Source organism: Actinomadura xylanilytica (genome assembly GCF_030283145.1).
Lineage (GTDB): Bacteria > Actinomycetota > Actinomycetes > Streptosporangiales > Streptosporangiaceae > Spirillospora > Spirillospora xylanilytica.
On record NZ_JASNWE010000004.1, the window covers coordinates 895,002 to 916,578 of the forward strand.

Below are 21,577 nucleotides of genomic sequence, written 5' to 3' on the forward strand. Positions count from 1 at the left end.
GTGGCCGGCGGCGGACGGGGCGGGCCCGGAACGGGACCGGAACGGGACCGGAAACGGCCTTCGGCGCGGCCCCGGCGGCCGAATCGGCGTGCAGATCATCATGGACCGGGCCGGGAAAGGCAATTACGGCACCCCGCCCGTGACAGGATGACCTGACCGGGAATCCGGGGGTGCCCCGGAAAGCAGGCTGACGACTCATCACGCGGGGAGCGGAGAGATGCCGGGACCGGACGGCTGGGACGAGGGCGCGGACGGCGACGTCCCGTTCCGCCCCATGTCCATCTCGGAGATGCTGGACGGCGCGATCGCCGGGATCCGGCGCCGGCCCCGCATCACGCTGGGCCTGTCGGTGGCGGTCAGCACGGTGATCCAGGTGCTGGTCACGGTCGCGACCTACTACTTCATCGGCGACCAGGCCGACGGCGAGGTCACCCCGGGCGCGCTGCTGGAGTCGGTCGGCTCGCAGCTCATCCTCGGGGCGATCGGGCTGGCACTGTCGGCCTACGGGATCCTGCTGCTGTCGGGCCTGCTGGCGCCGCTGCTCGGGCGCGGGCTGCTCGGGACGCCGGTCCCGCCGCGGCAGGCGTGGCGGGACGTGCGCCCGCGGCTGGGCCGGCTGGTCGCGGTCGCCGCCCTGATCATGGTGGTGTCGCTGCTCGCGCTGCTGCTGCCGATCGTCCCGTTCCTGCTGCTCGTCGCGGCCGGGGCGCATCCGGCGCTCGACGTGCTGGCCGCCATCGCGGGCTTCCCGGTCGGCGTCGGGCTGATGGTGTGGCTCTACATGCTGCTGGTGCTGGCCGCGCCCGCCGTGGTGATGGAGCGGGAGACCGTCGGCGGGGCGTTCCGGCGGGCCCGCGCGCTGTCGCGGGGGCGCTGGCTGCGCACCTGCGGGACGCTGCTGCTCACCCTGCTGATCACTCTGTTCATGGGGTTCTTCGCGCTGCGGATCCCGTTCCTGATCGTCCAGCTCGTCTTCTTCGGGGACGCCTCGCACGGCACCGCGATGGTGCTCGGCCTGGCGGTCGACACGGTGGGACGCATCGTGAGCTGGTCGATCATGCTGCCGTTCGACGCCGGCGTGATCGCGCTGCTGTACGTCGACCGGCGGATGCGCCGCGAGGGCTTCGATCTCGAACTGCGCAGCCGCGGCCGGTCGGCCGCCGCGATCATCGCCGCCGCCTCCCCCGCCGCTTCCGCGCCCGCCGATTCCGCCGTGCCCGATTCCGCCCGGGCCACGGCCGGGCGGGGCAGGAGCGGCGACGATGACCCGGACGGCTTCTTCGACCTCTGGCGGCCCTACGCGGCGGCCCCCGGCGCGCTCGCGCCCGCGGCCGTCCCTCCGCCCTCGAACGCGCCGCGGACCGGGGTGACTTCATGATCACTGATCCGATCGGCCGGGACGACGCGCGCGAGCTGGCCCGCCGCGAGCTGGAGAAGTCGATCTACCAGCGGGACCGGCCGTCCTGGCTCGAACGGCAGTGGGACCAGTTCACCGACTGGCTGCGCGACCTGTTCGGCCGGGCGTCCGAGCCGACCGCGCACGGCGGCGGCTCCGGCGGCTGGATCTCGATCGTGATCATCATCGCGCTGCTGCTGGCGGTGATCGGGCTGGTGGTCTGGCTGATGCGGGGCCGCGGCAACCCGAGGTCGCGCGGCGAGGCGCTGCTCGACGAGCGGCCCTCCACCGCGCTCGACCACCGCGAGGCCGCCGAGCGGCACGCCGCCGGCGGGCAGTGGCCCGAGGCGATCCGCGAGCGGCTCCGGGCCATCGCGCGCGACCTCGAGGAGCGCGCCGTCCTGGCGCCGCGGCCCGGCCGGACGGCCGACGAGCTGGCGGCCGAGGCGGGCGCGGCGGTGCCGCAGCTCGCCGACGACCTGCGCGTGGGCGTCGAGATCTTCGACGAGGTCTGGTACGGCGACCGGCCCGGCAGCATGGAGGCCTACGCGCGCCTCAAGCAGCTCGACGAACGGCTCCAGGCCGCCCGGCCCAAGCCGCTGCGCTCCGACGGCGACCCCGCCCTCGCGGGGGCCGGGACGGGCCCGCACGACGGAGAGGACGGTGGCCCGCGTTGGTGATCCAGTCGCCGCCCCAGGGCGGCGCGGACGGCTCCGGTTCTCCCGCCCCGCCGGGACCGACCGCCGGGCAGGTCGCCTCGCGCCGGTTCCGGTCGGCGCGCGGGATCGTCCTGGTCCTGCTCGCCCTGGTGGCGATCGCGGTGATCCTCGCGGCGCTGCGCCCCTCGGTGACCCCGCAGGACCTCGACCCGACCTCGCCGACCGAGGGCGGCAGCCGGGCCCTCGCCGAGATCCTCAAGCAGAACGGGACGCGGCTGGACGTGGCGCGCAGGGCCGGCGACGCGGCCGGGCTGGCCTCGCCCGGCAGCGTCACCGTCGTCACCCGGCCCGAGCGGCTCACCGACGGCGACATCGACCGGCTCCGCGGGGCGCAGGGCGACCTGCTGCTCGTCCAGCCGAACCGGAGCGTCCTGCGAGAGCTGGCCCCCGGCGTGCACCGCGCGGGCACCAGCTTCGAGCGGACCGCCGACCTCGACTGCGCCCTGCCCGCCGCGCGCCTCGCCGGACCGGTCGCCTTCGGCGGCGCCGAGACCTACGCGACGTCCGGCGGCGACGGCGTCGTCACCTGCTACCGCGCGGACGACTACAGCCGGCTGGTCCAGGTGCGGGACGGCTCCCGCACCGTCACCGTGCTCGGCTCCCCCGAGCCGCTCACCAACGCGCACCTCACCGAGGAGGGCAACGCCGCCCTCGGCATGAACCTCGCCGGGGCGCGGTCCTCGGTGGTGTGGCTGATCCCCGACCTGCCCGAGGCCGGCGCGGGCGGCGACGCCACGCTGAGCGACCTGCTGCCGTTCGGGGTCAAGCTGTTCGTCCTCGAAGTGCTGGTCGCGGTGGCGCTGGTGGCGCTGTGGCGGGCCCGGCGGCTCGGGCCGGTGGTGGCCGAGGCGCTCCCCGTCGTCGTCCGCTCGGCTGAGACGGTGGAGGGCCGCGCCCGGCTGTACCGCGCGCACCACGCCAGGGGCCGGGCCGCCGACGCGCTGCGCGCCGGGGCCCGCGAGCGGCTCGTCCCCCTGCTGGGGCTCCCGCGCAGCACCGCGCAGGACTTCGCCTTCGCGCAGGAGATCGTCACCGGAGTCGCCCACCGCACGTCCTACGACGAGGCGGTGGTCGGCACCGCCCTGTACGGTCCTGAACCTGCGGACGACGCGCAACTCCTCGCGCTCACCGACATCCTCGACGTCCTGGAAAGGCAGGTACGGCAGTCGTGAACCACCCTGTTGAGCTCGGCAAGGACGGTGGCGGGTCCGCCGTCGACACCGGGCAGGCCAGCGGGCCGGCCGCCGAGGAGGCGCGGCACCGGGCCGAGACCGCCCGCGCGGCGCTGACCGCCCTGCGCGGCGAGGTCGCCAAGACGGTGGTCGGCCAGGACTCGGTGGTGACCGGCCTGGTCATCGCGCTGCTGTGCCGCGGCCACGTGCTGCTGGAGGGCGTGCCGGGCACCGCCAAGACGCTGCTGATCAAGACGCTGTCGCGCGCGCTGGACCTCGACTTCAAGCGGGTGCAGTTCACCCCCGACCTGATGCCCGGCGACGTCACCGGCTCCCTGGTGTACGACAACCGGACGTCGGAGTTCGAGTACCGCGAGGGCCCGGTCTTCACCAACCTGCTGCTCGCCGACGAGATCAACCGCACCCCGCCCAAGACCCAGGCGTCGCTGCTGGAGGCGATGGAGGAGCGGCAGGTGTCGGTCGAGGGCGACGCCCGCCCGCTGCCCGACCCGTTCATGGTGTGCGCCACCCAGAACCCGATCGAGTACGAGGGCACCTACCCGCTGCCCGAGGCGCAGCTCGACCGGTTCCTGGTGAAGCTGACCGTCCCGGTGCCGTCCCGCGACGAGGAGATCGCGATGCTTCAGCGGCACGCGGGCGGGTTCGACCCGCGCGACCTGTCGGCGGTCCGGCCGGTGGCGGGCCCCGAGGAGCTGGCCGCGGGCCGTGCCGCCGTGCGGGCCGTCCACCTCGACCCGAAGGTCGCCGCGTACGTCGTCGACCTGTGCCGCGCCACCCGGCAGTCGCCCTCGCTCCAGCTCGGGGTGTCGCCGCGCGGCGCCACCGCGCTGCTGGCCACGTCCCGGGCGTGGGCGTGGCTGTCGGGCCGCGACTACGTGACCCCCGACGACGTGAAGGCGCTGGCCCGGCCGACGCTGCGGCACCGCGTCCAGCTCCGGCCCGAGGCCGAACTGGAGGGCGCGACCGCCGACGGCGTGCTGGAGGGCATCCTGGCGCACGTCCCGGCGCCCCGCTGATGACCGCGCACCCGCCGCGGGCCGCCGCCGGGTCCGCCACCGCGCACCGGAGGGCCCGCCGATGGCGCTGACCGGACGGCTCGGGCTGCTGGCGGCGCTCGGCGCGCTCGTCCCGATCTTCCTGCCGAGCTGGTGGGCGCTGGCCGCGCTCTGGGCCGCGCTGGCCGCGGCCGTGGCGGCCGACCTGGCGCTCGCGGGCAACGTGCGGGCGCTGCGCTTCCACCGGTCCGGCGACGCCCGCGTCCGGCTCGGCGAGACCGCGTCGGTCACCCTGATCGTCGAGAACCTGGGGCGGCGCCGGGTCAAGGCCCGGCTGCGCGACGTGTGGCCGCCGAGCGCCGCCGCGACGCCCCGCGCCACCCGGGTGGACGTGCCCGCGGGCGAGCGGCGCCGGGTCGAGATGACGCTGGCCCCCACCCGGCGCGGCGACCGCGCCGCGGTGACGGTCGTGGTGCGGTCGGCCGGACCGCTCGGGCTGGCCGCCCGGCAGCTCTCCCGTCCCGCCCCGTGGACGGTGCGGGTGCTGCCCGCGTTCCCGTCCCGCCGCCATCTGCCCGCCAAGCTGGCCAAGCTGCGCGAGCTGACCGGCAACCACGTGGCGCTGATCCGCGGGCAGGGCACCGAGTTCGACTCGCTGCGCGAGTACGTCGACGGCGACGACGTCCGGTCCATCGACTGGCGGGCCACCGCGCGCCGCGCCGACGTCGTCGTGCGCACCTGGCGGCCCGAGCGCGACCGGCGCATCTACCTGGTGCTCGACACCGGCCGCACCTCGGCCGGACGCGTCGGCGACATCCCCAGGCTCGACTGCTCGATGGACGCCGCGATGCTGCTCGGCGCGCTGGCGTCGCGGGCCGGCGACCGGGTCGACCTGCTCGCCTACGACCGGCGGGTCCGCGCCCGTGTCGAGGGCGCCTCGCGCACCGACCTGCTGCCCTCGATGGTGCACGCGATGGCGCCGCTGGAGCCCGAGCTGATCGAGAGCGACGCGGCCGGGATGGTGTCGGCCCTGATGTCGCGGGTGCGGCAGCGCTGCCTGGTGGTGCTGCTGACCGAGCTCAACACCGCCGCGATCGAGGAGGGGCTGCTGCCGCTGCTGCCGCGGCTCACCGCCCGGCACCTGGTCATGATCGCCGCGGTGTCCGACCCGCGGGTCGGTGAGATGGCGGCCGGACGCGGCGACCTGGCCGCGGTGTACGACGCCGCGGCGGCCGAGCGCGCCCGCGGCGAGCGCCGCCGGCTCACCGCCGAGCTCCGCTCGTACGGCGTCGAGGTCGTGGACGCGCCTCCGGCGGAGATCGCGCCGGCCCTCGCCGACGCCTACCTGGCCCTCAAGGCCGCCGGCCGGCTCTGAGCCCCGCGCCGGGACGGTCAGCCGGCGACGGGGGCCTGGTCGGGACGGAGCTCGGCGTCACCGGTCTCGCCCTGCCGGACGGCGCGGCGGCCGAGCACGATCACGTACGCGAGGAACGCGACCTCCACGACCACGCCGATGCCGATCCGCAGCCAGGTGGTGTGCACCCAGCCGGTCACGAAGCCCTCGACCAGGCCGGAGACCAGCAGCACCCCGACCAGGCCGATGGCGATGCTCACCGCCGCGCGGCCCTCCTCGGCGAGCGCCTGACCGCGGCGGCGCCGTCCGGGGTCGATGACCGTCCAGCCGAGCTTGAGCCCGCCCGCGCAGGCGAGGTAGACGGCGGTCAGCTCCAGCAGCCCGTGCGGCAGGATCAGGCCGAAGAAGACGTCGCCCTTGCCGTAGGCGAACATCAGCCCGCCGGTCACCCCGAGGTTGATCTGGTTGGTCAGCAGCACCAGGACCGTGGGGATGCCGAGCAGGACGCCGAAGATCAGCGCGACGGCCGACACCCAGGCATTGTTGGTCCACACCTGGAACGCGAACGAGGCCGCGGAGTGCTCGGTGTAGTAGTTGGCGAAGTCCTCGTCGACCAGCCTGCGGATGTCGTAGGGGTCGCCCACGGCGGCCTGCGCGGCCGGGCTGTGCACCACCCAGATCGCCAGCGCCACCGCGACCAGGTTGCCGAGCACCACGATGCCGAGCCACCACCACCGCATCCGGTAGGCGGCGGCCGGGAACGACACGGTCGCGAACCTGCCGACGTCGCGCCAGAGCGGCGCCCGCGCGCCCGCCACGGCCGCCCGGCCGCGCGCCACGAGCGACGACAGGCGTCCGACGAGCATCGGGTCGGGCGAGCTGGAGCGCACCACCGACAGATGGGTGGCGGTCCGCTGGTAGAGCTCGACGAGCTCGTCGATCTCGGCGCCGGACAGCGAGCGGCCGGAGTTGATCAGCCCCTCCAGGCGCTGCCAATCGGCGTTGTGCGCGGCCACGTAGGCGTCGACGTCCACCCAGGGAGACTAACGCCTGGGACGGCGGTCCCGCGCGGCGTCGCCGTCCCCGCTTCGCCCCCCGCTACGCCGTCCCCGCGGCGCCGTCCCGCGGCGTCCCATCGGCGGTCCCGCGCGGCGCGGGGAGTGCGGCGGCGGCCGGTTGACTAACGCCTGAGCCCGCCGACCCGGCAAGATGGGGCACGCCCCGGCATAGGAGGATGGGAATGGCCGAACTCGTCACCGGCGAGGCCGTCGCGCTCGACATCCGGGTCGCGCGCCTGGCCAGCCGGGGCTGCGCCCTCCTGCTCGATCTGATGTTCCAGTTCACGTTCCTCAACATCGGGTTCTACGTGGCCGCGATCGCCTCGCTGGGCATCGACCCAGCGTGGGGCGTGGGCCTTTCGCTGCTGCTGGTGGTCGCGGTCGTGGTGGGCTACCCGTGCGCGTTCGAGACGCTGTCGCGCGGCCGGACGTTCGGCAAGATGGCGTTCGGCCTGCGGACGGTCGCCGACGACGGCGGGCCGATCCGGTTCCGCCAGGCGCTGGTCCGGGCGCTGGCCGGGTTCCTGGAGTTCTGGACGCTGTTCGGGGCGCCCGCACTGATCACCTCGCTGTGCAACGGTCGCGGCAAGCGGCTCGGCGACCTGTTCGCGGGCACCGTCGTCATCCAGGAGCGGGTGCCCAGCTCGGCGCTGTTCGGGCCGGTCGCGGTGATGCCGCCGCACCTGGCCGGCTGGGGCGGCGCGCTGGAGCTGTCGATGCTGTCCGACGAGCTGGCGATGACCGCCCGGCAGTACCTGGCGCGGTTCTGGGAGCTGCGGCCGGAGGTGCGCGACGCCCTCGGGCTCCGCATCGCCGGGCAGGTGGCCGCCGTGGTGAGCCCGCCCCCGCCGTACGGGGTGCGGCCCGAGATCGTGCTGTCGGCCGTCCTCGCCGAACGCCGCCGGCGCGAGGAATGGCGGCTCGCGCGGCACCGCGACCGCCGGATGCGGCGCGCGTGGCAGGCGGCCGGACGTCCCGCCGCCGCGCCCGCCCCGGCGATGGCGGTGGCCGGGCCCCCGCCGCCCGGTGCGGGCCGGCCGGGCCCTCCGGTTCCGCCCCCGTTCAGCACGCCGGACCCGGGGCAGCCCGCCTTCCTCCCGCCGCCCAACTACGGGGCGGGCCCGTACCAGCAGGCCCTGTCGCCCGGCCGGCCGGGCTATCCGCCGCCGCCGCCGTATCCCCCTCCGCCGCCCGGTCCGGCCGTCCAGCGGGACGGGCGTCCCTAGCCTGGACGTTCGCGTCCGGTTGTCAAGATCAGCCCGAAGATCGCGCGGTCGTTGTGCAGGTGTGCGCCTTCCGCCGGGCCCGGTCGCCTCCTAAAATCCGAGTAACTTTCACGTTCAGGAGGCGGCATGCGCATCCGTTCTGCCCTCGGCCGGATCACCACCGCCGCCGTCCTGGCCGGTGCCGGCACAGCGGCCGGCACCGCCGCCCCGGCGCTCGCCGAGCCCGCCGCCGCCCCGCGCGCCGCCGCGACGGCCCCGACGATCACCGACGACCGGGGCCGGACGGTGATCCTGCACGGGCTCAACACGGCCAGCAGCGCCAAGGGCCCGAGCGGGCTCCCGTGGATCAAGCGCGAGGACGTCGTCCGCGAGGCCCGCGACCTCGGCTCCAACTCGGTGCGCTACCTGATCCAATGGAAGAACGTCGAGCCCCGGCCCGGCGAGTATGACGAGGGCTACCTCGACGCGGTGGCCGCGCGGCTGGCCTGGTACCGCGAGCAGGGGATGCAGGTCGTCCTCGACATGCACCAGGACGTCTACGGCCCGGCGGCGTGCAAGGACTCGGGCAACGGCGCCCCCGCCTGGGCCACCTTCACCGACGGGCAGCCCTGCGAGCCGCAGGACCCGTGGATACTGACCTACGTCCAGCCCGCGATCCTGCGCGCCTACGACAACTTCTGGAACCACACCGGCAAGCACCCCGAGCTGATGCGGCACTACACCGCGATGTGGAAGCACGTCGCGCAGCGGTTCGCCAAGGACCCGGCGGTGCTCGGGTACGACCTGATGAACGAGCCGTTCGGCGGGACGCGGCAGTTCGGCTTCTTCGAGGGCCCGACGCTGACGCCGTTCTACCAGCGCACCCTGAACGCGATCCGCGAGGTCGACCGCGACAACTGGGTGCTGGTGGAGCCGCAGGCGCTCGGGCCGAACGACGGCACCGAGACCTCCCTCGGCGCGCTCACCGATCCGCGCACCGGCGCCTCCCGCGTCGCGTTCGCGCCGCACTTCTACCCGGCCGGCGTCGACATCGGCGGCTCCTACACCGGCGCGGGGAAGCTGCTGGCCCAGGCGCAGTTCGCGCTGTGGAAGCGGAACATGCCGGCGGCGGCGCGGCGGCTCGGGATGCCGATGTGGGTCGGCGAGGTCGGCGGCATGACCGTGCAGGCGCCGGGCGTGGACGAGTTCACCGGCGACTGGCTGTCGATGGCGGACGGATTGACGACCGGCTGGGCGTACTGGTCGAGCGACCCCGGGTCCGCCGGCCCGACCGACGAGAAGGGCGAGCTGACCTCCATCGGGCGGCTCCTGGCCCGTCCGTATCCGCGCGCGGTCGCGGGGACGCCCACGAAGATCTCCTACGCCTCGAAGACCCTCACGGTCGGCTGGCGGGACCGGGCCGGGGCGTCCGGGCCGACCGAGATCTGGCTTCCGGCCGCGGACTTCCCCGGCGCGCCGAAGGTCGTGTCGACCGACCCCGCCGGGAAGTGGCGCTCGCAGTGGGATGCGGACCGCCGGGTGCTGTCGGTCTGGGCCGCGCCGGGGACGCCCGAGCACACCGTCGAGGTCCGCCCCTGAGGGTCCGTCACGCGAGGGTGGGCGGGGACTCCAGGTCGGCGAGCTCAATGCCGGGGGCGTCGAGTACCACGTCCCCGGCGACGTGCACCGCGACCGCCTCGGCCGTGGCGAGGTCGGCGATCTCGTATCGCTCGACGGGCAGCGGCCCGCTGTCCGTCTCGTGCGCCGTGACGTCCGCCAGCCGCCAGCGCTCGGTCACGGTCAGCGCCGACAGGGCCGTCCCGTTCAGCCGGACGAGCCGGACGTCGGCCCGCTCCCCCTCGGACAGCCCCAGCGTCCGGGCCACCGCGACCAGGAACCCCGGCGACTCCCCCGCGAACGCGACCGCACGCGCACCGTGCTCGGTGGGGGCGTCCGTCCCGGCCCCGCGCACCCAGGCCAGCTCGTGCCCGGTGACGCCGCCGCGGATCCACCAGTGCGGCGCGACCACCTCGACGCGGATCTGCCGCCAGCGGGCGTCCACGACGAGGTCGACGCGGACGCCGTCCGACCGCTGCCCCACGTACCGCCAGCCCCCCGGGCCCGGCGCGCACTGGAAGCGCTCTTCGAGGCCATCACCCAGGTGGACGTACGTTCCGCGCGGCATCCCGCGACCCTAACGGCTCGCCCGCTCAGGAGCCGATCCGCCAGGAGTGCAGGTAGTCCTCCTGGTCACCGGTGAGGGTGTCGATGCCGATCGCCATGGAGGCGAGCTTGAGCCGCGCCACCTCGGTGTCGATGTCCTTCGGCACGTCGTGGACGGCCGGGCCGAGCGTGCCGTGCTCGGCGGCCAGCCAGGCGCAGGTGAGGGCCTGGTCGGCGAACGACATGTCCATCACCGCGGCCGGGTGCCCCTCGGCGGCGGCCAAGTTGACCAGCCGTCCCTCGGCCAGCAGGACCAGCCGGCGGCCGTCGGCGAGCACGTACTCGTCGGCCAGCGGGCGGACCCCCTCGTGCACCTCCACCGCCAGCGCGGCCAGGGCGCGGACGTCGATCTCGACGTCGAAGTGCCCGGAGTTGGCCAGGATCGCGCCGTCCTTCATCACGACCAGGTGCTCGGCGCCGATCACGTCGCGGTTGCCGGTGACGGTGATGAACACGTCGCCGGCGCGGGCGGCCTCGGCCATCGGCTGGACGGCGAAGCCCTGCAACGCCGCGTCCAGCGCCTTGACCGGGTCGATCTCGGTGACGACCACGCGGGCGCCGAGTCCGCGGGCCCGCTCGGCCAGGCCGCGCCCGCAGTAGCCGAAGCCCGCGATGACGATGGTCTTGCCGGCCAGCAGGGTGTTGGTGGCGCGGATGATGCCGTCGAGCGTCGACTGCCCGGTGCCGTACCGGTTGTCGAACATGTGCTTGGTGTCGGTGTCGTTGACCGCGACCACCGGGAACCGCAGCGCCCCCTCGCGCGCCATCTGGTGCAGCCGGATCACGCCGGTGGTGGTCTGCTCGCAGCCGGCCTTGACCGTCCCGATCAGGTCGGGACGGTCGCTGTGCAGCGTGTTGACCAGGTCGCAGCCGTCGTCCAGGACCAGGTCGGGCCCGGTCTCCAGGGCCCGGTGGATGTGCGCGTAGTAGCCCTCGCGGTCGGTGCCGGCGCGGGCGAACACCTCGGCCCCGTACTCCGCGACGAGGGCCGCGGCGGTGTCGTCCTGCGTGGACAGCGGGTTGGACGCGGCGAGCGCGACCCGCGCGCCGCCGGCCTGGAGGGTGCGGATCAGCCCGGCGGTCTCGGTGGTGACGTGCATGCACGCCGCGACCCTGAGCCCCTCCAGCGGACGCTCGGCGGCGAACCGCGCCCGGATCTGCCGCAGCACCGGCATGCTCCGGTCGGCCCACTCGATCCGCTTGACGCCCTCGTACGCCAGCGACGCGTCCGCGATGTCGCTCATCCACACCCTCCCTGACAGGCAAGCCGCCGCACGGCCGGTGATCCGGACGTGCGGCGGCTCGGAGGCTACCGGTGATCAGTAACGGTAGTGGTCCGGCTTGTACGGGCCCTCGACGTGGACGCCGATGTAGTCGGCCTGCTCCTTGGTCAGCTCGGTGAGCCGGACCCCGAGCGCGTCCAGGTGGAGGCGGGCGACCTTCTCGTCGAGGTGCTTCGGCAGCACGTACACGCCGACCGGGTACTCCTCGGTCTTGGTGAACAGCTCGATCTGCGCGATGACCTGGTTGGTGAAGGAGTTGGACATCACGAACGAGGGGTGGCCGGTGGCGCAGCCCAGGTTCATCAGCCGGCCCTCGGCCAGCACCAGGATGGAGTGCCCGTCCGGGAACCTCCACTCGGCGACCTGCGGCTTGATCTCGATCTTCTCGATGCCGTCGATCCTGGCCAGCCCGGCCATGTCGATCTCGTTGTCGAAGTGCCCGATGTTGGACACGATCGCCTGGTGCTTCATCTTCGCCATGTGGGCGGCGCTGATGATGTTGAAGTTGCCGGTGGTGGTGACGAAGATGTCGACGCTGCCGACCACGTCGTCGAGCCTGGCGACCTGGAAGCCGTCCATCGCGGCCTGGAGCGCGCAGATCGGGTCGACCTCGGTGACGATCACCCGGGCGCCCTGACCGCGGAGCGCGTCGGCACAGCCCTTGCCGACGTCGCCGTAGCCGGCGACGAGCGCGACCTTGCCGCCGATCAGCACGTCGGTGGCGCGGTTCAGCCCGTCGATCACGCTGTGCCGGCAGCCGTACTTGTTGTCGAACTTGGACTTGGTGACCGAGTCGTTGACGTTGATCGCCGGGAACGCGAGCGAGCCGCCCTTGAACATCTCGTACAGGCGGTGCACGCCGGTGGTGGTCTCCTCGGTGACGCCCTTGACCGCGGCGGCGACCTCGGTCCAGCGGCCGTTCCGCTCGGCGATCGTGCGGCGCAGGGTGGCCAGGACGACGCCCAGCTCCTCCGGGTCGTCGGCGGACCCGGCCGGGACGGCGCCGGCCTTCTCGTACTCGGCGCCCTTGTGGACCAGCATGGTGGCGTCGCCGCCGTCGTCGAGGATCATGTTGGGCGGGGTGCCGTCCGGCCACGCGAGGGCCTGGTCGGTGCACCACCAGTACTCCTCCAGCGTCTCGCCCTTCCAGGCGAACACCGGGACGCCCTTCGGGTCGGCGGCGGTGCCGTCGCGGCCGACGACGACCGCCGCGGCGGCGTGGTCCTGGGTGGAGAAGATGTTGCAGCTCACCCAGCGGACGTCGGCGCCGAGGTCGACCAGCGTCTCGATCAGCACGGCCGTCTGGATCGTCATGTGCAGCGAGCCCATGATCTTGGCTCCGCGCAGCGGCTGGGCGGCGGCGTACTCCTTGCGCACCGCCATCAGACCGGGCATCTCGTGCTCGGCGAGCCGGATCTCCCGGCGCCCGAAGTCGGCCAGGGAAAGGTCGGCGACCTTGTAGTCCATGCTGTGGGTGCTCCTTGGTCCGCGTGGGATCGTCGCCCTCCTCCCGCTCCCCGACCTCGGCGTCGCGGGAACGCGGTGCGGGTCGTGGGAGGGCGTGGGGCCGGTTCTGGTGGCGAGTCTAGGCCCGCCCCGCGCCACCGGGCACGGTCGGGGGCGACTTTCTGACACAGATTTGTCAGAATCACCTCATGCGCATCACGGAGGCCGCCCGGCGGCTCGGCACCTCGCCCCGCATGCTCCGCTACCGCGAGGCGCTGGGGCTGCTCCCGGCCACCGGCGCGGGTGCGGGCGGGCACCGGCGCTTCGGCGAGCCCGAGCTGCGCGCCGTCGCGCTGGCCCTCGCCCTGGAGAGGCGCTACGACATCGGCCCCGCCGAACTGGCGTTCGGCCTGCGCGTCCTGGCCGAGCCCGAAGTGCAGGCACGCGTCCGCGAGCTGGGCGAACGCATCGGCAGGGTCTCCGCGCCGCGGGCCCGCGCCCTCGACTTCGAGCAGGAGAAGGCCCTGCGCCTCCTGCGCCGCCGCTGACCGATTTCCACGATCGGCCGATCACGTTCAAGATCATTGCTAGCCTGCCGGACTCCGCCCGCCGTCCGCCGCGACGGGGACGGGGTTCCCGATGCCGCACAGTGAGGAGTACAGGTGAACGTGCGCAGGATGGTCGCCGCATTCGTGGTCGGACTGGCGATCATGGCCGGGGGCGGTCTGCTGATCATGCACGGCATGGGCATCGTCAACGGCAGCGAGGCCAAGTGCGGGAGCCGGGTCATGCAGGAGGGCGACGTCTGCCAAACGATTTCCGACAACGGCATCACCGAGCGCCAGTCGACCAACCAGTCGCGGGACCACCAGAAGACCCTGAACGACCGCGAGGGGATATTGTTCGCGGGCTTCGGCGCGGTCGTCTGCCTTCTCGGCCTGGGCTGCTGGAGCCTGCCGCTCTTCGCGGAACGCCGAGAGGCCCGCGCCCGCCGCGCCGCGCAGGCCCGTCCCGGGGCGCAGGCCCACGCGCAGCCGGGGCGCTGAGGCGGGCGGGCCGTGCCGGCTGACGCCGTGTGAGCCGGCTCCGTATCGGTCGACGCCGTATCGGTCGACGCCGCGTCAGCCGACGCCCTCGCCGGGGACGACGACGCCGGACTCGTAGGCGAGCATGACCGCCTGCGCCCGGTCGCGCAGGCCGAGCTTGGTGAACACCCGGGCCACGTGCGTCTTGACCGTGTGCTCGCTGACCACCAGCCGGCGCGCGATCTCGCCGTTGGACAGGCCGCCGGCGATCAGCACCAGCACCTCGTTCTCGCGCGCGGTCAGCGTGCCGAGCGCGGACGGCGCCTGCGGGCGGTTGCGGCGCTGCTTGGTGAACTCGCGGATCAGCCGCCCGGTGACCTGCGGGGCCAGCAGCGAGTCGCCGCGCGCGACCACCCGCACGGCCGAGACCAGCTCCTCGGCGGTGGCGTCCTTGAGCAGGAAACCGCTGGCGCCGACGGAGAGCGCCTCGTAGACGTACTCGTCCACGTCGAAGGTGGTCAGCACCAGGACCCTGACGTCTTCGGCGCCGGGCCTGGCCAGGATGTGCCGGGTCGCCTCGATGCCGTCCATGCCGGGCATCCGGATGTCCATGACGACCACGTCCGGCCGGTTCCGCTCGGCCAGCCGCACCGCCTCGCGGCCGTCGCCGGCCTCACCGACGACGGTGATGTCCTCCTGCGCGGCGAGCAGGGCGGCGAACCCGGCCCGGACGATGGTCTGGTCGTCGACGACCATCACCTTGATCACCGGCCGCCACCGCTCCGGCCGGCGGCGTCGCGGCGCCCTCCGGGGACCCGCGCCGGCGGGCGCGCGAGCCGCCCGCTGCGGTCATCGGCGGCCTGGTGGGGCCTCGGAACCGGGATCACGGGTGGGGTTCTCCTCCCTCGTCAGCGGAAGTTCGGCCTCCACCAGGAACCCGCCCTCGGTGGCCGGGCCGGCGGAGAACCGTCCGCCCAGCATCGTCGCACGTTCCCGCATCCCCACGAGCCCGTGCCCGCCGCCGGATCCGGCCGCGGGCGCGGCCTCCAAGCGGGTTCGGCCCGCCGGATCGGCCGCGCCGCCCCCGGGGTCCATGACCGCGGTGCGGGACGGGGTGCCGTCCCGGTTCATGACCATGGTCTGCGCGTCGGCGGCGCGGTCCCGGACCGTCACCGCCAGCCGGTCGGGCAGGTAGGTCAGGTCGACCCGCACCTCGGAGCCGGGGGCGTGCCGGCGCGCGTTCGTCAGCGCCTCCTGGACGATCCGGTACGCCGACAGCTCCACCGTCGTGGACAGGTCGCGCGGGTCGCCGTGCACCGCGAGGTCGACCCGCCCGCCCGCGCCGCGGTGCTGGTCGATCAGGTCGGGCAGCCGGTCCAGCCGGGGCTGCGGCGCGGTCGCCGACTCCGGCTCGGGCTGCGCGTCGGCGCGCAGCACGCTGAGCAGGCGGCGCATCTCGACCAGCGCCTCGCGGGCCGTCTTGGCGATCTCGGTGTACCCGGCGCGGGCCTCCGGCGAGAGGCTCTCCATCGTGTACGGGGCCGTCTCCGCCTGGACGGCGATCATCGAGACCGAGTGCGCGACCACGTCGTGCAGCTCGCGCGCGATGCGGGCGCGCTCGCGCATCACCGCCTGCTCGCGCTGCACGGCGGTGAGCCGGGTGAGGGTCTCGTTGTTGCGCTCGTGCGCCTCGGCCTGGGTGCGACCGGCGGTCTCCACCACGCGCCGCGCGTCGCCGAGGCCGATCGCGGCCAGCACCGCGACGGCCGTCGCGGGCCAGGGCACGTCGTCCATGGTGGAGGTGGCCAGGTAGACCACCGCGACCGTGGCGGCGGCGCCGACCGCCAGCGCCCCGGCCGACTGCCGCGGTAGCTGCCGGCCGAGCGCGTACAGCGTGTAGAGCGCGGCGAAGCTCGTGGTGAACAGCACCACCTGGCCGGTGAGCAGGCTCGCGGCGAACGCGCCGAGGACCACGGCGGCGACCGGCCGCAGGTACTCGCGGCGCCAGACCAGCGGCAGCGTCGCCGCCACCGCGAAGCCGCCCGCGAGGTTCAGCGGCGTGCCCGTCTGCGGCGCCAGCTCGGCCAGGGCGGCGATGGCCAGCGCCAGGCCGGTCAGCGGCGCGAAGTACCAGGACTCGACGACCTCGCGCCACATGTTGATCCAGCGGGGCAGCGGCGCGGTCGCGTCGGCGGGCGCCGCGCCGGGCGCACCGGCGGCTCCGGGGGGCGCCGGCCCGTCCGGCCCCGGTGCCTGGGGCGGACGGCCCGCACCGTACAGCTTGGCGCCGAGCCGGACCCCGAGCGGGCGCAGCAGCCGCCCGATCCCGGTGAGGATCCACAGGAGGAGCTGGCCGACGCCCGCGACGATCCGTCCGGACAGCCGCCACGCGTGGTGCGCTATCGCGGGGCCGAACCCGGCCGGATCCGGCCGGGACTGGTCGGGGTGGTCATCGCTGGTCACCCTCCCATACTGGCCCCTCCGGGGGGAGGATCACCTCACCGCAGGGAGCGACGCGCCTGACCGGTATCCCCCTGGAGGACGACCCGATTTCCCTCCTTACGGTGGACGCCGGGACAAGTCGGTCACACGTAATGTCTTCATCGTGACCGCTTCGGCAGCGCCGCCGACGTAGGGGGTTCGGCGGGGCTGCCGCGGTCACACCACCACCGCCCGGTTTCAGGGGTCCGGGCGGAGGCAGGGGAAGGCGCCCTTACCGGCCGACCGTGGCAGGTGCCTCTTCGAGGCGCTGCTGGTCTTGCCTGGGCTGGGGTCGACCGGCGTAGCGGCCGGCCGGTGAGGGGAGCCGCCTTCCGGGCCCGAGGCCGCCGCTCAGGCGGGCGTGGCCCCCTCGGAGTCCTCGGCCGGAACGGCCGGACGGTGGTCGGCCTCGTCGAGCGCGGGCTCCAGGTAGATCAGCCGGGCCTCGGGGAACTCGGCCCGGATCCTGGCCTCGGCGGCGTCGATGCCGCGCGCCACCTCGGCGGCGGTGTCGTCGTGGAACACCGCGATCTTGGCGGCGATCAGCATCTCCTCCGGGCCGACGTACTCGGTCCGGATGTGGATCACACGGTCGACCTGGTCGACCGACTCCAGCGCCTCGATGATCCGGGTCTCCTGCTCGGCGTCGGCGCCCTCGCCGATGAGCAGGCTCTTGGTCTCGATCGCCAGGATGACCGCGATGATCCCGAGCAGGGCGCCGATGCAGACCGTGCCGACGCCGTCCCAGACGCCGTCGCCGGTGACCACGGCCATCGTCACGCCGAGCAGCGCCAGGACCAGCCCGACCAGGGCGCCGAGGTCCTCCAGCAGCACGACCGGAAGCTCGGGGGCCTTGGCCCGCCGGACGAACTGCACCCACGACCTGCCGGCGCGGAGCTGGTTGGACTCCTTGATCGCGGTGCGGAAGGAGAAGCCCTCCAGCACGATCGCGATCACCAGCACGCCGAACGCCCACCCGGGCGACTCGACCTCGTGCGGGTCGAGCACCTTGTGGACGCCCTCGTACAGCGAGAAGGCGGAGCCGACGGTGAACAGCACCACCGCGACCACGAACGCGTAGAAGAAGCGCTCGCGGCCGTAGCCGAACGGGTGCCGCGGCGACCGCTCCCGCTCCGAGCGCTTGCGGCCGAGGAGCAGCAGCCCCTGGTTGCCGGAGTCGGCCACCGAGTGGATCGACTCGGCGAGCATCGACGAGGATCCGGTGAACACGAACGCGACGCCCTTGGCGACCGCGATCCCGAGGTTCGCGGCCAGCGCGGCGACGATCGCCTTGGTCCCGCCCTCTGCACTCATACAATCCTCGCTTTGAGCTCTTGGATGGCCGACACGGGCGTGGGGTCGACGCCCAGCGTGATGGCCAAGTAAACCGTGACGAAGTCCGCCATCGCGATCAAGGTGGCGATTCTTTCCAGCGGATGGTCGCCCTCGGCCACGAGCTCGGTGACCGGGACGCCCCGGGTGCGGGCCAGCTCGACCGAGACCTCGCGCCGCTTGCGCACCTGCGGATGCTCGTCGAGATCGCGCAGCACCACCAAATGGAGGCCGTGCTCGGCGTCGGCCTCCCGGTCGCGGAAGAAGTCGTCGGGATCGTCCGCGCCGCCGGACGCGCCGCCCGACGCCCGCGCGAAGTAGCCGTCGAAGGCGACCACCTGGTTGTGGTCGGCCTCGGGCAGCTCGCCGAAGACGCCCGGATACTTGGCGTTCTCGTTGAGCTGGCAGCAGAAGCGGTACGCCGCCGCGCCCGCCAGCGGCGACGAGCCCCACACCAGCGGCACGTCGCCGACCAGGTCGAGGGCCGTCCGCTTGGCCGGGTTGACGAACGGCTCGCTGCTCGGACGGCACCGGTGCGCGACGTCCTCCAGCCGCTCGGCGGTCGACTCCAGCACCGCGCCCGGGACGTCGGCGAGGCCGAGCGCGCGGGCGGCCAGCAGCAGCGGCACCGTCAGGCCCCACAGCGTCGCGCGCGGCTGGCCCGCGGCGCGGACCGGCACGAACAGCCCGCGACTCTGGAGGGCCAGGTCCTCCAGCGGCGAGCCGGCACCGCCCACGAACAGCAGCCGGCAGCCGCGCCGGGCGGCCTCGGCCGCCACCGCGAGGGTCTCCTCGGTTCCGCCCGAGCAGGACACCGCGACGACCAGGTCGGCGGCGCCCACCCAACCGGGCAGCCGGTAGCCGCGCACGGTGGTGATCGGGATCGGGCAGCCGACGCCGCAGATCGCGGCGAGCACGTCGCCGGAGATGGCCGACCCGCCCATGCCGGTGACCACGATCGCGCGCGGCCTGCCGTCCGCGGCGACGGCGTCGACGCCCGCCTCGGCGGCCAGCGCGCCCGCCTCGCGGATCTGCGCGGCGGACGAGGCGACCTGCCGCAGCATCCCGCCGGGGTCGGCGGCCTCGATCGCCGCCGCGTCGTCGAGCCGTGCCCGGTCGAGTCCCTCCGCCATGGGCCCCTCTCTCACGGAGCGGGGGTCCGGGCCTCGTCCACCAGCAGCACCGGGATGTCGTCCCGGACGGGGTAGGCGTAGCCGCAGGTGCCGGTGCAGACGAGCTCGCCCGCCGGGTCGTCGGGGCGCAGTGCGCCACCGCAGTTGGGGCAGGCGAGGATCTCCAGCAGCCAGGCGTCGAGCTTCATCGTCACTTCTCCCTCACGATCGCCAGGACCTCGTCGCGGATCCCCGCCATGGACTTCTCGTCGGCCGCCTCCGCGTTCAGGCGGAGCAGCGGCTCGGTGTTGGACGGCCGCAGGTTGAACCACCAGCCGTCGCCCCGCACGGTCAGCCCGTCGAGCTCGTCGGTGGACACGCCGGGCCGGCCGGCGAACGCGGCGCGGACCCGCGCGGTCGCGGCGGCCTGGTCGGCCACCTCGCTGTTGATCTCGCCCGAGGCCGGGTAGCGGTCGTACTCGGCCAGCAGCTTCGACAGCGGCGCGGCCTGCTCGCCGAGCGCGGCCAGCAGGTGCAGCGCGGCCAGCATCCCCGAGTCGGCGAACCAGAAGTCGCGGAAGTAGAAGTGCGCCGAGTGCTCGCCGCCGAACACCGCGCCCGTCTCGGCCATCGTCTGCTTGATGAACGAGTGCCCGACCCGGGTGCGGACCGGGGTGCCGCCGTGCTCGGCGACGATCTCCGGCACCGCGCGGGAGGTGATCAGGTTGTGCACGATGGACGAGCCGGGATGCTTGGCCAGCTCGCGCACCGCCACCAGCGCGGTGATCGCCGACGGCGAGACGATCTCGCCCCGCTCGTCCACCGCGAAGCACCGGTCGGCGTCGCCGTCGAAGGCCAGCCCGAGGTCGGCGCCGGTCTCGCGCACCTTGGCCTGGAGGTCGCGCAGGTTCGCGGGCTCGATCGGGTTGGCCTCGTGGTTGGGGAAGGTGCCGTCGAGCTCGAAGTAGAGCGGCACCAGCTCGACCGGCAGCCCCGCGAACACCGGCGGGACGGTGTGCCCGCCCATCCCGTTGCCCGCGTCGACCACGACCTTGAGCGGCCGGATCCCCGACAGGTCGACCAGCGTCTTGAGATGGTCGGCGTACCCGTCGAGCAGGTCGCGCCCGGAGACCGTGCCCGGGGCGCCGTCGTGCGCGGGCAGGCCCGCCTCGATCAGCGCGCGGATCTCGGTGAGCCCGGTGTCGCGGCCGACCGGCCGGGCGCCCGCGCGGCACAGCTTCATGCCGTTGTACCGCGCCGGGTTGTGGCTGGCGGTGAACATCGCGCCGGGCAGCCCGAGGCTGCCGCTGGCGTAGTAGAGCAGGTCGGTGGAGCCGAGCCCGGCCTCGATCACGTCCGCGCCCTGGGCCGTCGCGCCGCGTGCGAACGCCTTCGACAGCGGTACCGAGGAGGACCTCATGTCGTGGGCGGTGACGACCGCCGCCGCCCCGGTCACCCGGACGAAGGCGGCGCCCACCGCCTCGGCGGTCGCGGCGTCCAGCTCATCCGGGACGACACCCCGAATGTCGTACGCCTTGAAGATCTTGGCGAGGTCGCCCACTCCTGCTCCCTGTCGAAGTAGCGCTGCGAAACCCAGAGCCTACCGGGACGGGGACGGGGCCCGAGCGGGGCCGCGAGGAGGCGCGATCACTCGTAGCCGGGGGGCGCGCCGGTCGAGTCCGAGCGCAGCACCCGCAGGTGGCCGCGGCGGCCGACCTCGGTGCCCTGGCCGACCGGCTCCTGGCCGCTGCCGGGCGGGGGCTTGGCCGCCTCGCGGACCGCGTCGGCGAGCGCCTCGAGGTCGTCGGCGCTGGGCTCGCCCTCCTCCTCGACCGGGAGGCGGACCAGCTCCCAGCCCATCGGGGCGGTGAGCCGTTCGGAATGCTCGGCGCACAGGTCGTAGCAGTGCGGCTCGGCGTACGTGGCGAGGGGCCCCAGGACCGCGGTCGAGTCACGGTAGACGTACGTGAGCGTGAAAACTGCGGGCGCCTTGCAGGCGGTGCGGGAGCAGGTGCGGACGGGGCTCACGATGGCCGACGGTACCCCCCTCCCGCCGCCTCCGCCACCACCCGTGCGCACGTGTCGCCATTACCGCCGCAACACGCCCGAAATCGGCGGGCCTTTCAGGGCCGTTCCGGCCGCGGCGCGACGGGCCCGCACGCCGGGGGACGGGGCCCGCCGCGCCGGGAGAGGTAGCCTGGAGAGGTGCGTCCCCGTGTGGCAGGCGCGCGACGGCGCGATCGACATGGTCGCGGCGTCCGCGGCCCTCTGACACCCCCGCAGGCACCGGTAACCCGCAGCCGCGCGGAGCGTTTCGACGACCTCGTCCACGATGAGGTCGGGCGCCTCGGGCAGCGCTGGGGCCGGGAGCTCGCGCAGGTCGAGTTCGCCGTCGAGGAGGTCCCCGACGTCGAACCGGATTTCGACGGCCCGGTGCCGCTCGGGCTCACCAGCCCAGGCGCGGGCGGCCGGCCGGTGCGCATCGTGGTGTTCCGCCGTCCCGTCGAGGCCCGCGCCGTCGGCGAGCGCGAGGTCGCCCGGCTCGTCCGCGACCTGCTGGTCGAGGAGGTCGCCGACCTGCTCGGCCTCTCCCCCGAGTCCGTCGACCCCAGCTACGACACTCCCGACGACTGACCGCCCGCCACACGCCTCTCAGACGCCCCTGAGGGCTCTCGCGGCCGTCGGGGGCCCTGATCCAGCGAGAACCTGCCCCAAGCGCCTCAGCCGTCACGCGAGCGCGCTACCTGGCCGGTGA

Annotated in this window: 21 protein-coding genes; 10 read left to right on the forward strand and 11 right to left on the reverse strand. The window is 74.2% G+C overall.

Annotated elements, in window-relative coordinates:
* The first annotated feature begins 217 nt into the window (after positions 1 to 217).
* The 5 genes from QP090_RS27990 (at position 218) to QP090_RS28010 (ending at position 5,678) form a co-directional block, all read left to right on the forward strand.
* The gene (locus QP090_RS27990) at positions 218 to 1,378 is read left to right on the forward strand and encodes a hypothetical protein (RefSeq protein WP_285942418.1); all 1,161 of its coding nucleotides are present in this window, start codon (positions 218 to 220) and stop codon (positions 1,376 to 1,378) included.
* Positions 1,375 to 2,076 carry a DUF4129 domain-containing protein gene (locus tag QP090_RS27995; protein WP_285942419.1) on the forward strand — a complete coding sequence of 234 codons (702 nt, stop codon included), beginning with the start codon at positions 1,375 to 1,377 and terminating at the stop codon, positions 2,074 to 2,076. The genes QP090_RS27990 and QP090_RS27995 overlap by 4 nt, the downstream gene beginning before the upstream one ends.
* The gene (locus QP090_RS28000) at positions 2,073 to 3,287 is read left to right on the forward strand and encodes a DUF4350 domain-containing protein (protein WP_285942421.1); all 1,215 of its coding nucleotides are present in this window, start codon (positions 2,073 to 2,075) and stop codon (positions 3,285 to 3,287) included. Before QP090_RS27995 ends, QP090_RS28000 begins: the two co-directional genes overlap by 4 nt.
* Before the next feature lie 113 nt (positions 3,288 to 3,400).
* Positions 3,401 to 4,324: an AAA family ATPase gene (locus QP090_RS28005; RefSeq protein WP_285942809.1), complete on the forward strand. Its 924-nt coding sequence runs from the start codon at positions 3,401 to 3,403 to the stop codon at positions 4,322 to 4,324.
* Positions 4,325 to 4,385: 61 nt separating this feature from the next.
* Entirely contained in the window at positions 4,386 to 5,678 is a 1,293-nt protein-coding gene (locus QP090_RS28010; protein WP_285942423.1) for a DUF58 domain-containing protein, read from the forward strand.
* Positions 5,679 to 5,695: 17 nt separating this feature from the next.
* Here the strand turns inward: QP090_RS28010 and QP090_RS28015 are convergent, their stop codons facing one another.
* Complete coding sequence (locus QP090_RS28015) at positions 5,696 to 6,691, reverse strand: stage II sporulation protein M (RefSeq protein ID WP_285942424.1); 996 nt, start codon at positions 6,689 to 6,691, stop codon at positions 5,696 to 5,698.
* A gap of 206 nt (positions 6,692 to 6,897) precedes the next feature.
* On the opposite strand from QP090_RS28015, the gene QP090_RS28020 reads away from it, so the two are divergent.
* Positions 6,898 to 7,941 carry an RDD family protein gene (locus tag QP090_RS28020; protein WP_285942426.1) on the forward strand — a complete coding sequence of 348 codons (1,044 nt, stop codon included), beginning with the start codon at positions 6,898 to 6,900 and terminating at the stop codon, positions 7,939 to 7,941.
* Positions 7,942 to 8,067: 126 nt separating this feature from the next.
* A complete protein-coding gene (locus tag QP090_RS28025; RefSeq protein WP_285942427.1) occupies positions 8,068 to 9,519 on the forward strand; it encodes a cellulase family glycosylhydrolase in 1,452 nt (483 codons plus the stop codon).
* Positions 9,520 to 9,526: 7 nt separating this feature from the next.
* On the opposite strand, the gene QP090_RS28030 is transcribed toward QP090_RS28025, so the two are convergent.
* The 3 genes from QP090_RS28030 to ahcY (QP090_RS28040) all read right to left on the reverse strand — a co-directional run bounded on the left by QP090_RS28030 (position 9,527) and on the right by ahcY (QP090_RS28040) (position 12,893).
* Complete coding sequence (locus QP090_RS28030) at positions 9,527 to 10,105, reverse strand: hypothetical protein (protein WP_285942429.1); 579 nt, start codon at positions 10,103 to 10,105, stop codon at positions 9,527 to 9,529.
* A 25-nt stretch (positions 10,106 to 10,130) separates the two neighbouring features.
* Complete coding sequence (gene ahcY / locus QP090_RS28035) at positions 10,131 to 11,387, reverse strand: adenosylhomocysteinase (RefSeq protein ID WP_285942431.1); 1,257 nt, start codon at positions 11,385 to 11,387, stop codon at positions 10,131 to 10,133.
* A gap of 75 nt (positions 11,388 to 11,462) precedes the next feature.
* Positions 11,463 to 12,893: an adenosylhomocysteinase gene (gene ahcY / locus QP090_RS28040; protein ID WP_285942432.1), complete on the reverse strand. Its 1,431-nt coding sequence runs from the start codon at positions 12,891 to 12,893 to the stop codon at positions 11,463 to 11,465.
* A gap of 188 nt (positions 12,894 to 13,081) precedes the next feature.
* On the opposite strand from ahcY (QP090_RS28040), the gene QP090_RS28045 reads away from it, so the two are divergent.
* Both QP090_RS28045 and QP090_RS28050 read left to right on the forward strand, forming a co-directional pair.
* The gene (locus QP090_RS28045) at positions 13,082 to 13,420 is read left to right on the forward strand and encodes a MerR family DNA-binding transcriptional regulator (protein WP_285942435.1); all 339 of its coding nucleotides are present in this window, start codon (positions 13,082 to 13,084) and stop codon (positions 13,418 to 13,420) included.
* 114 nt (positions 13,421 to 13,534) lie between these two features.
* Positions 13,535 to 13,918, forward strand: a complete 384-nt coding sequence (locus tag QP090_RS28050; RefSeq protein WP_285942437.1) for a hypothetical protein — start codon at positions 13,535 to 13,537, stop codon at positions 13,916 to 13,918.
* A 75-nt stretch (positions 13,919 to 13,993) separates the two neighbouring features.
* Here the strand turns inward: QP090_RS28050 and QP090_RS28055 are convergent, their stop codons facing one another.
* The 7 genes from QP090_RS28055 to QP090_RS28085 all read right to left on the reverse strand — a co-directional run bounded on the left by QP090_RS28055 (position 13,994) and on the right by QP090_RS28085 (position 20,850).
* Positions 13,994 to 14,665: a response regulator gene (locus QP090_RS28055; RefSeq protein WP_285942439.1), complete on the reverse strand. Its 672-nt coding sequence runs from the start codon at positions 14,663 to 14,665 to the stop codon at positions 13,994 to 13,996.
* An 81-nt stretch (positions 14,666 to 14,746) separates the two neighbouring features.
* Positions 14,747 to 16,360: a sensor histidine kinase gene (locus tag QP090_RS28060; RefSeq protein WP_285942441.1), complete on the reverse strand. Its 1,614-nt coding sequence runs from the start codon at positions 16,358 to 16,360 to the stop codon at positions 14,747 to 14,749.
* A 369-nt stretch (positions 16,361 to 16,729) separates the two neighbouring features.
* Positions 16,730 to 17,692, reverse strand: a complete 963-nt coding sequence (locus tag QP090_RS28065; RefSeq protein ID WP_285942443.1) for a cation diffusion facilitator family transporter — start codon at positions 17,690 to 17,692, stop codon at positions 16,730 to 16,732.
* Complete coding sequence (locus tag QP090_RS28070; protein ID WP_285942445.1) at positions 17,689 to 18,843, reverse strand: SIS domain-containing protein; 1,155 nt, start codon at positions 18,841 to 18,843, stop codon at positions 17,689 to 17,691. The genes QP090_RS28065 and QP090_RS28070 overlap by 4 nt, the downstream gene beginning before the upstream one ends.
* A gap of 11 nt (positions 18,844 to 18,854) precedes the next feature.
* Positions 18,855 to 19,031: a Trm112 family protein gene (locus QP090_RS28075; RefSeq protein WP_349666514.1), complete on the reverse strand. Its 177-nt coding sequence runs from the start codon at positions 19,029 to 19,031 to the stop codon at positions 18,855 to 18,857.
* 2 nt (positions 19,032 to 19,033) lie between these two features.
* Positions 19,034 to 20,383, reverse strand: coding sequence for a phosphomannomutase/phosphoglucomutase (locus QP090_RS28080; RefSeq protein WP_285942448.1), 1,350 nt, complete (start codon positions 20,381 to 20,383; stop codon positions 19,034 to 19,036).
* Positions 20,384 to 20,469: 86 nt separating this feature from the next.
* A complete protein-coding gene (locus QP090_RS28085) occupies positions 20,470 to 20,850 on the reverse strand; it encodes a DUF3499 domain-containing protein (RefSeq protein WP_285942450.1) in 381 nt (126 codons plus the stop codon).
* 189 nt (positions 20,851 to 21,039) lie between these two features.
* On the opposite strand from QP090_RS28085, the gene QP090_RS28090 reads away from it, so the two are divergent.
* On the forward strand, positions 21,040 to 21,456 hold the full coding sequence (locus QP090_RS28090) for a metallopeptidase family protein (protein WP_285942451.1): 417 nt from the start codon (positions 21,040 to 21,042) through the stop codon (positions 21,454 to 21,456).
* Positions 21,457 to 21,577 lie beyond the last annotated feature (121 nt).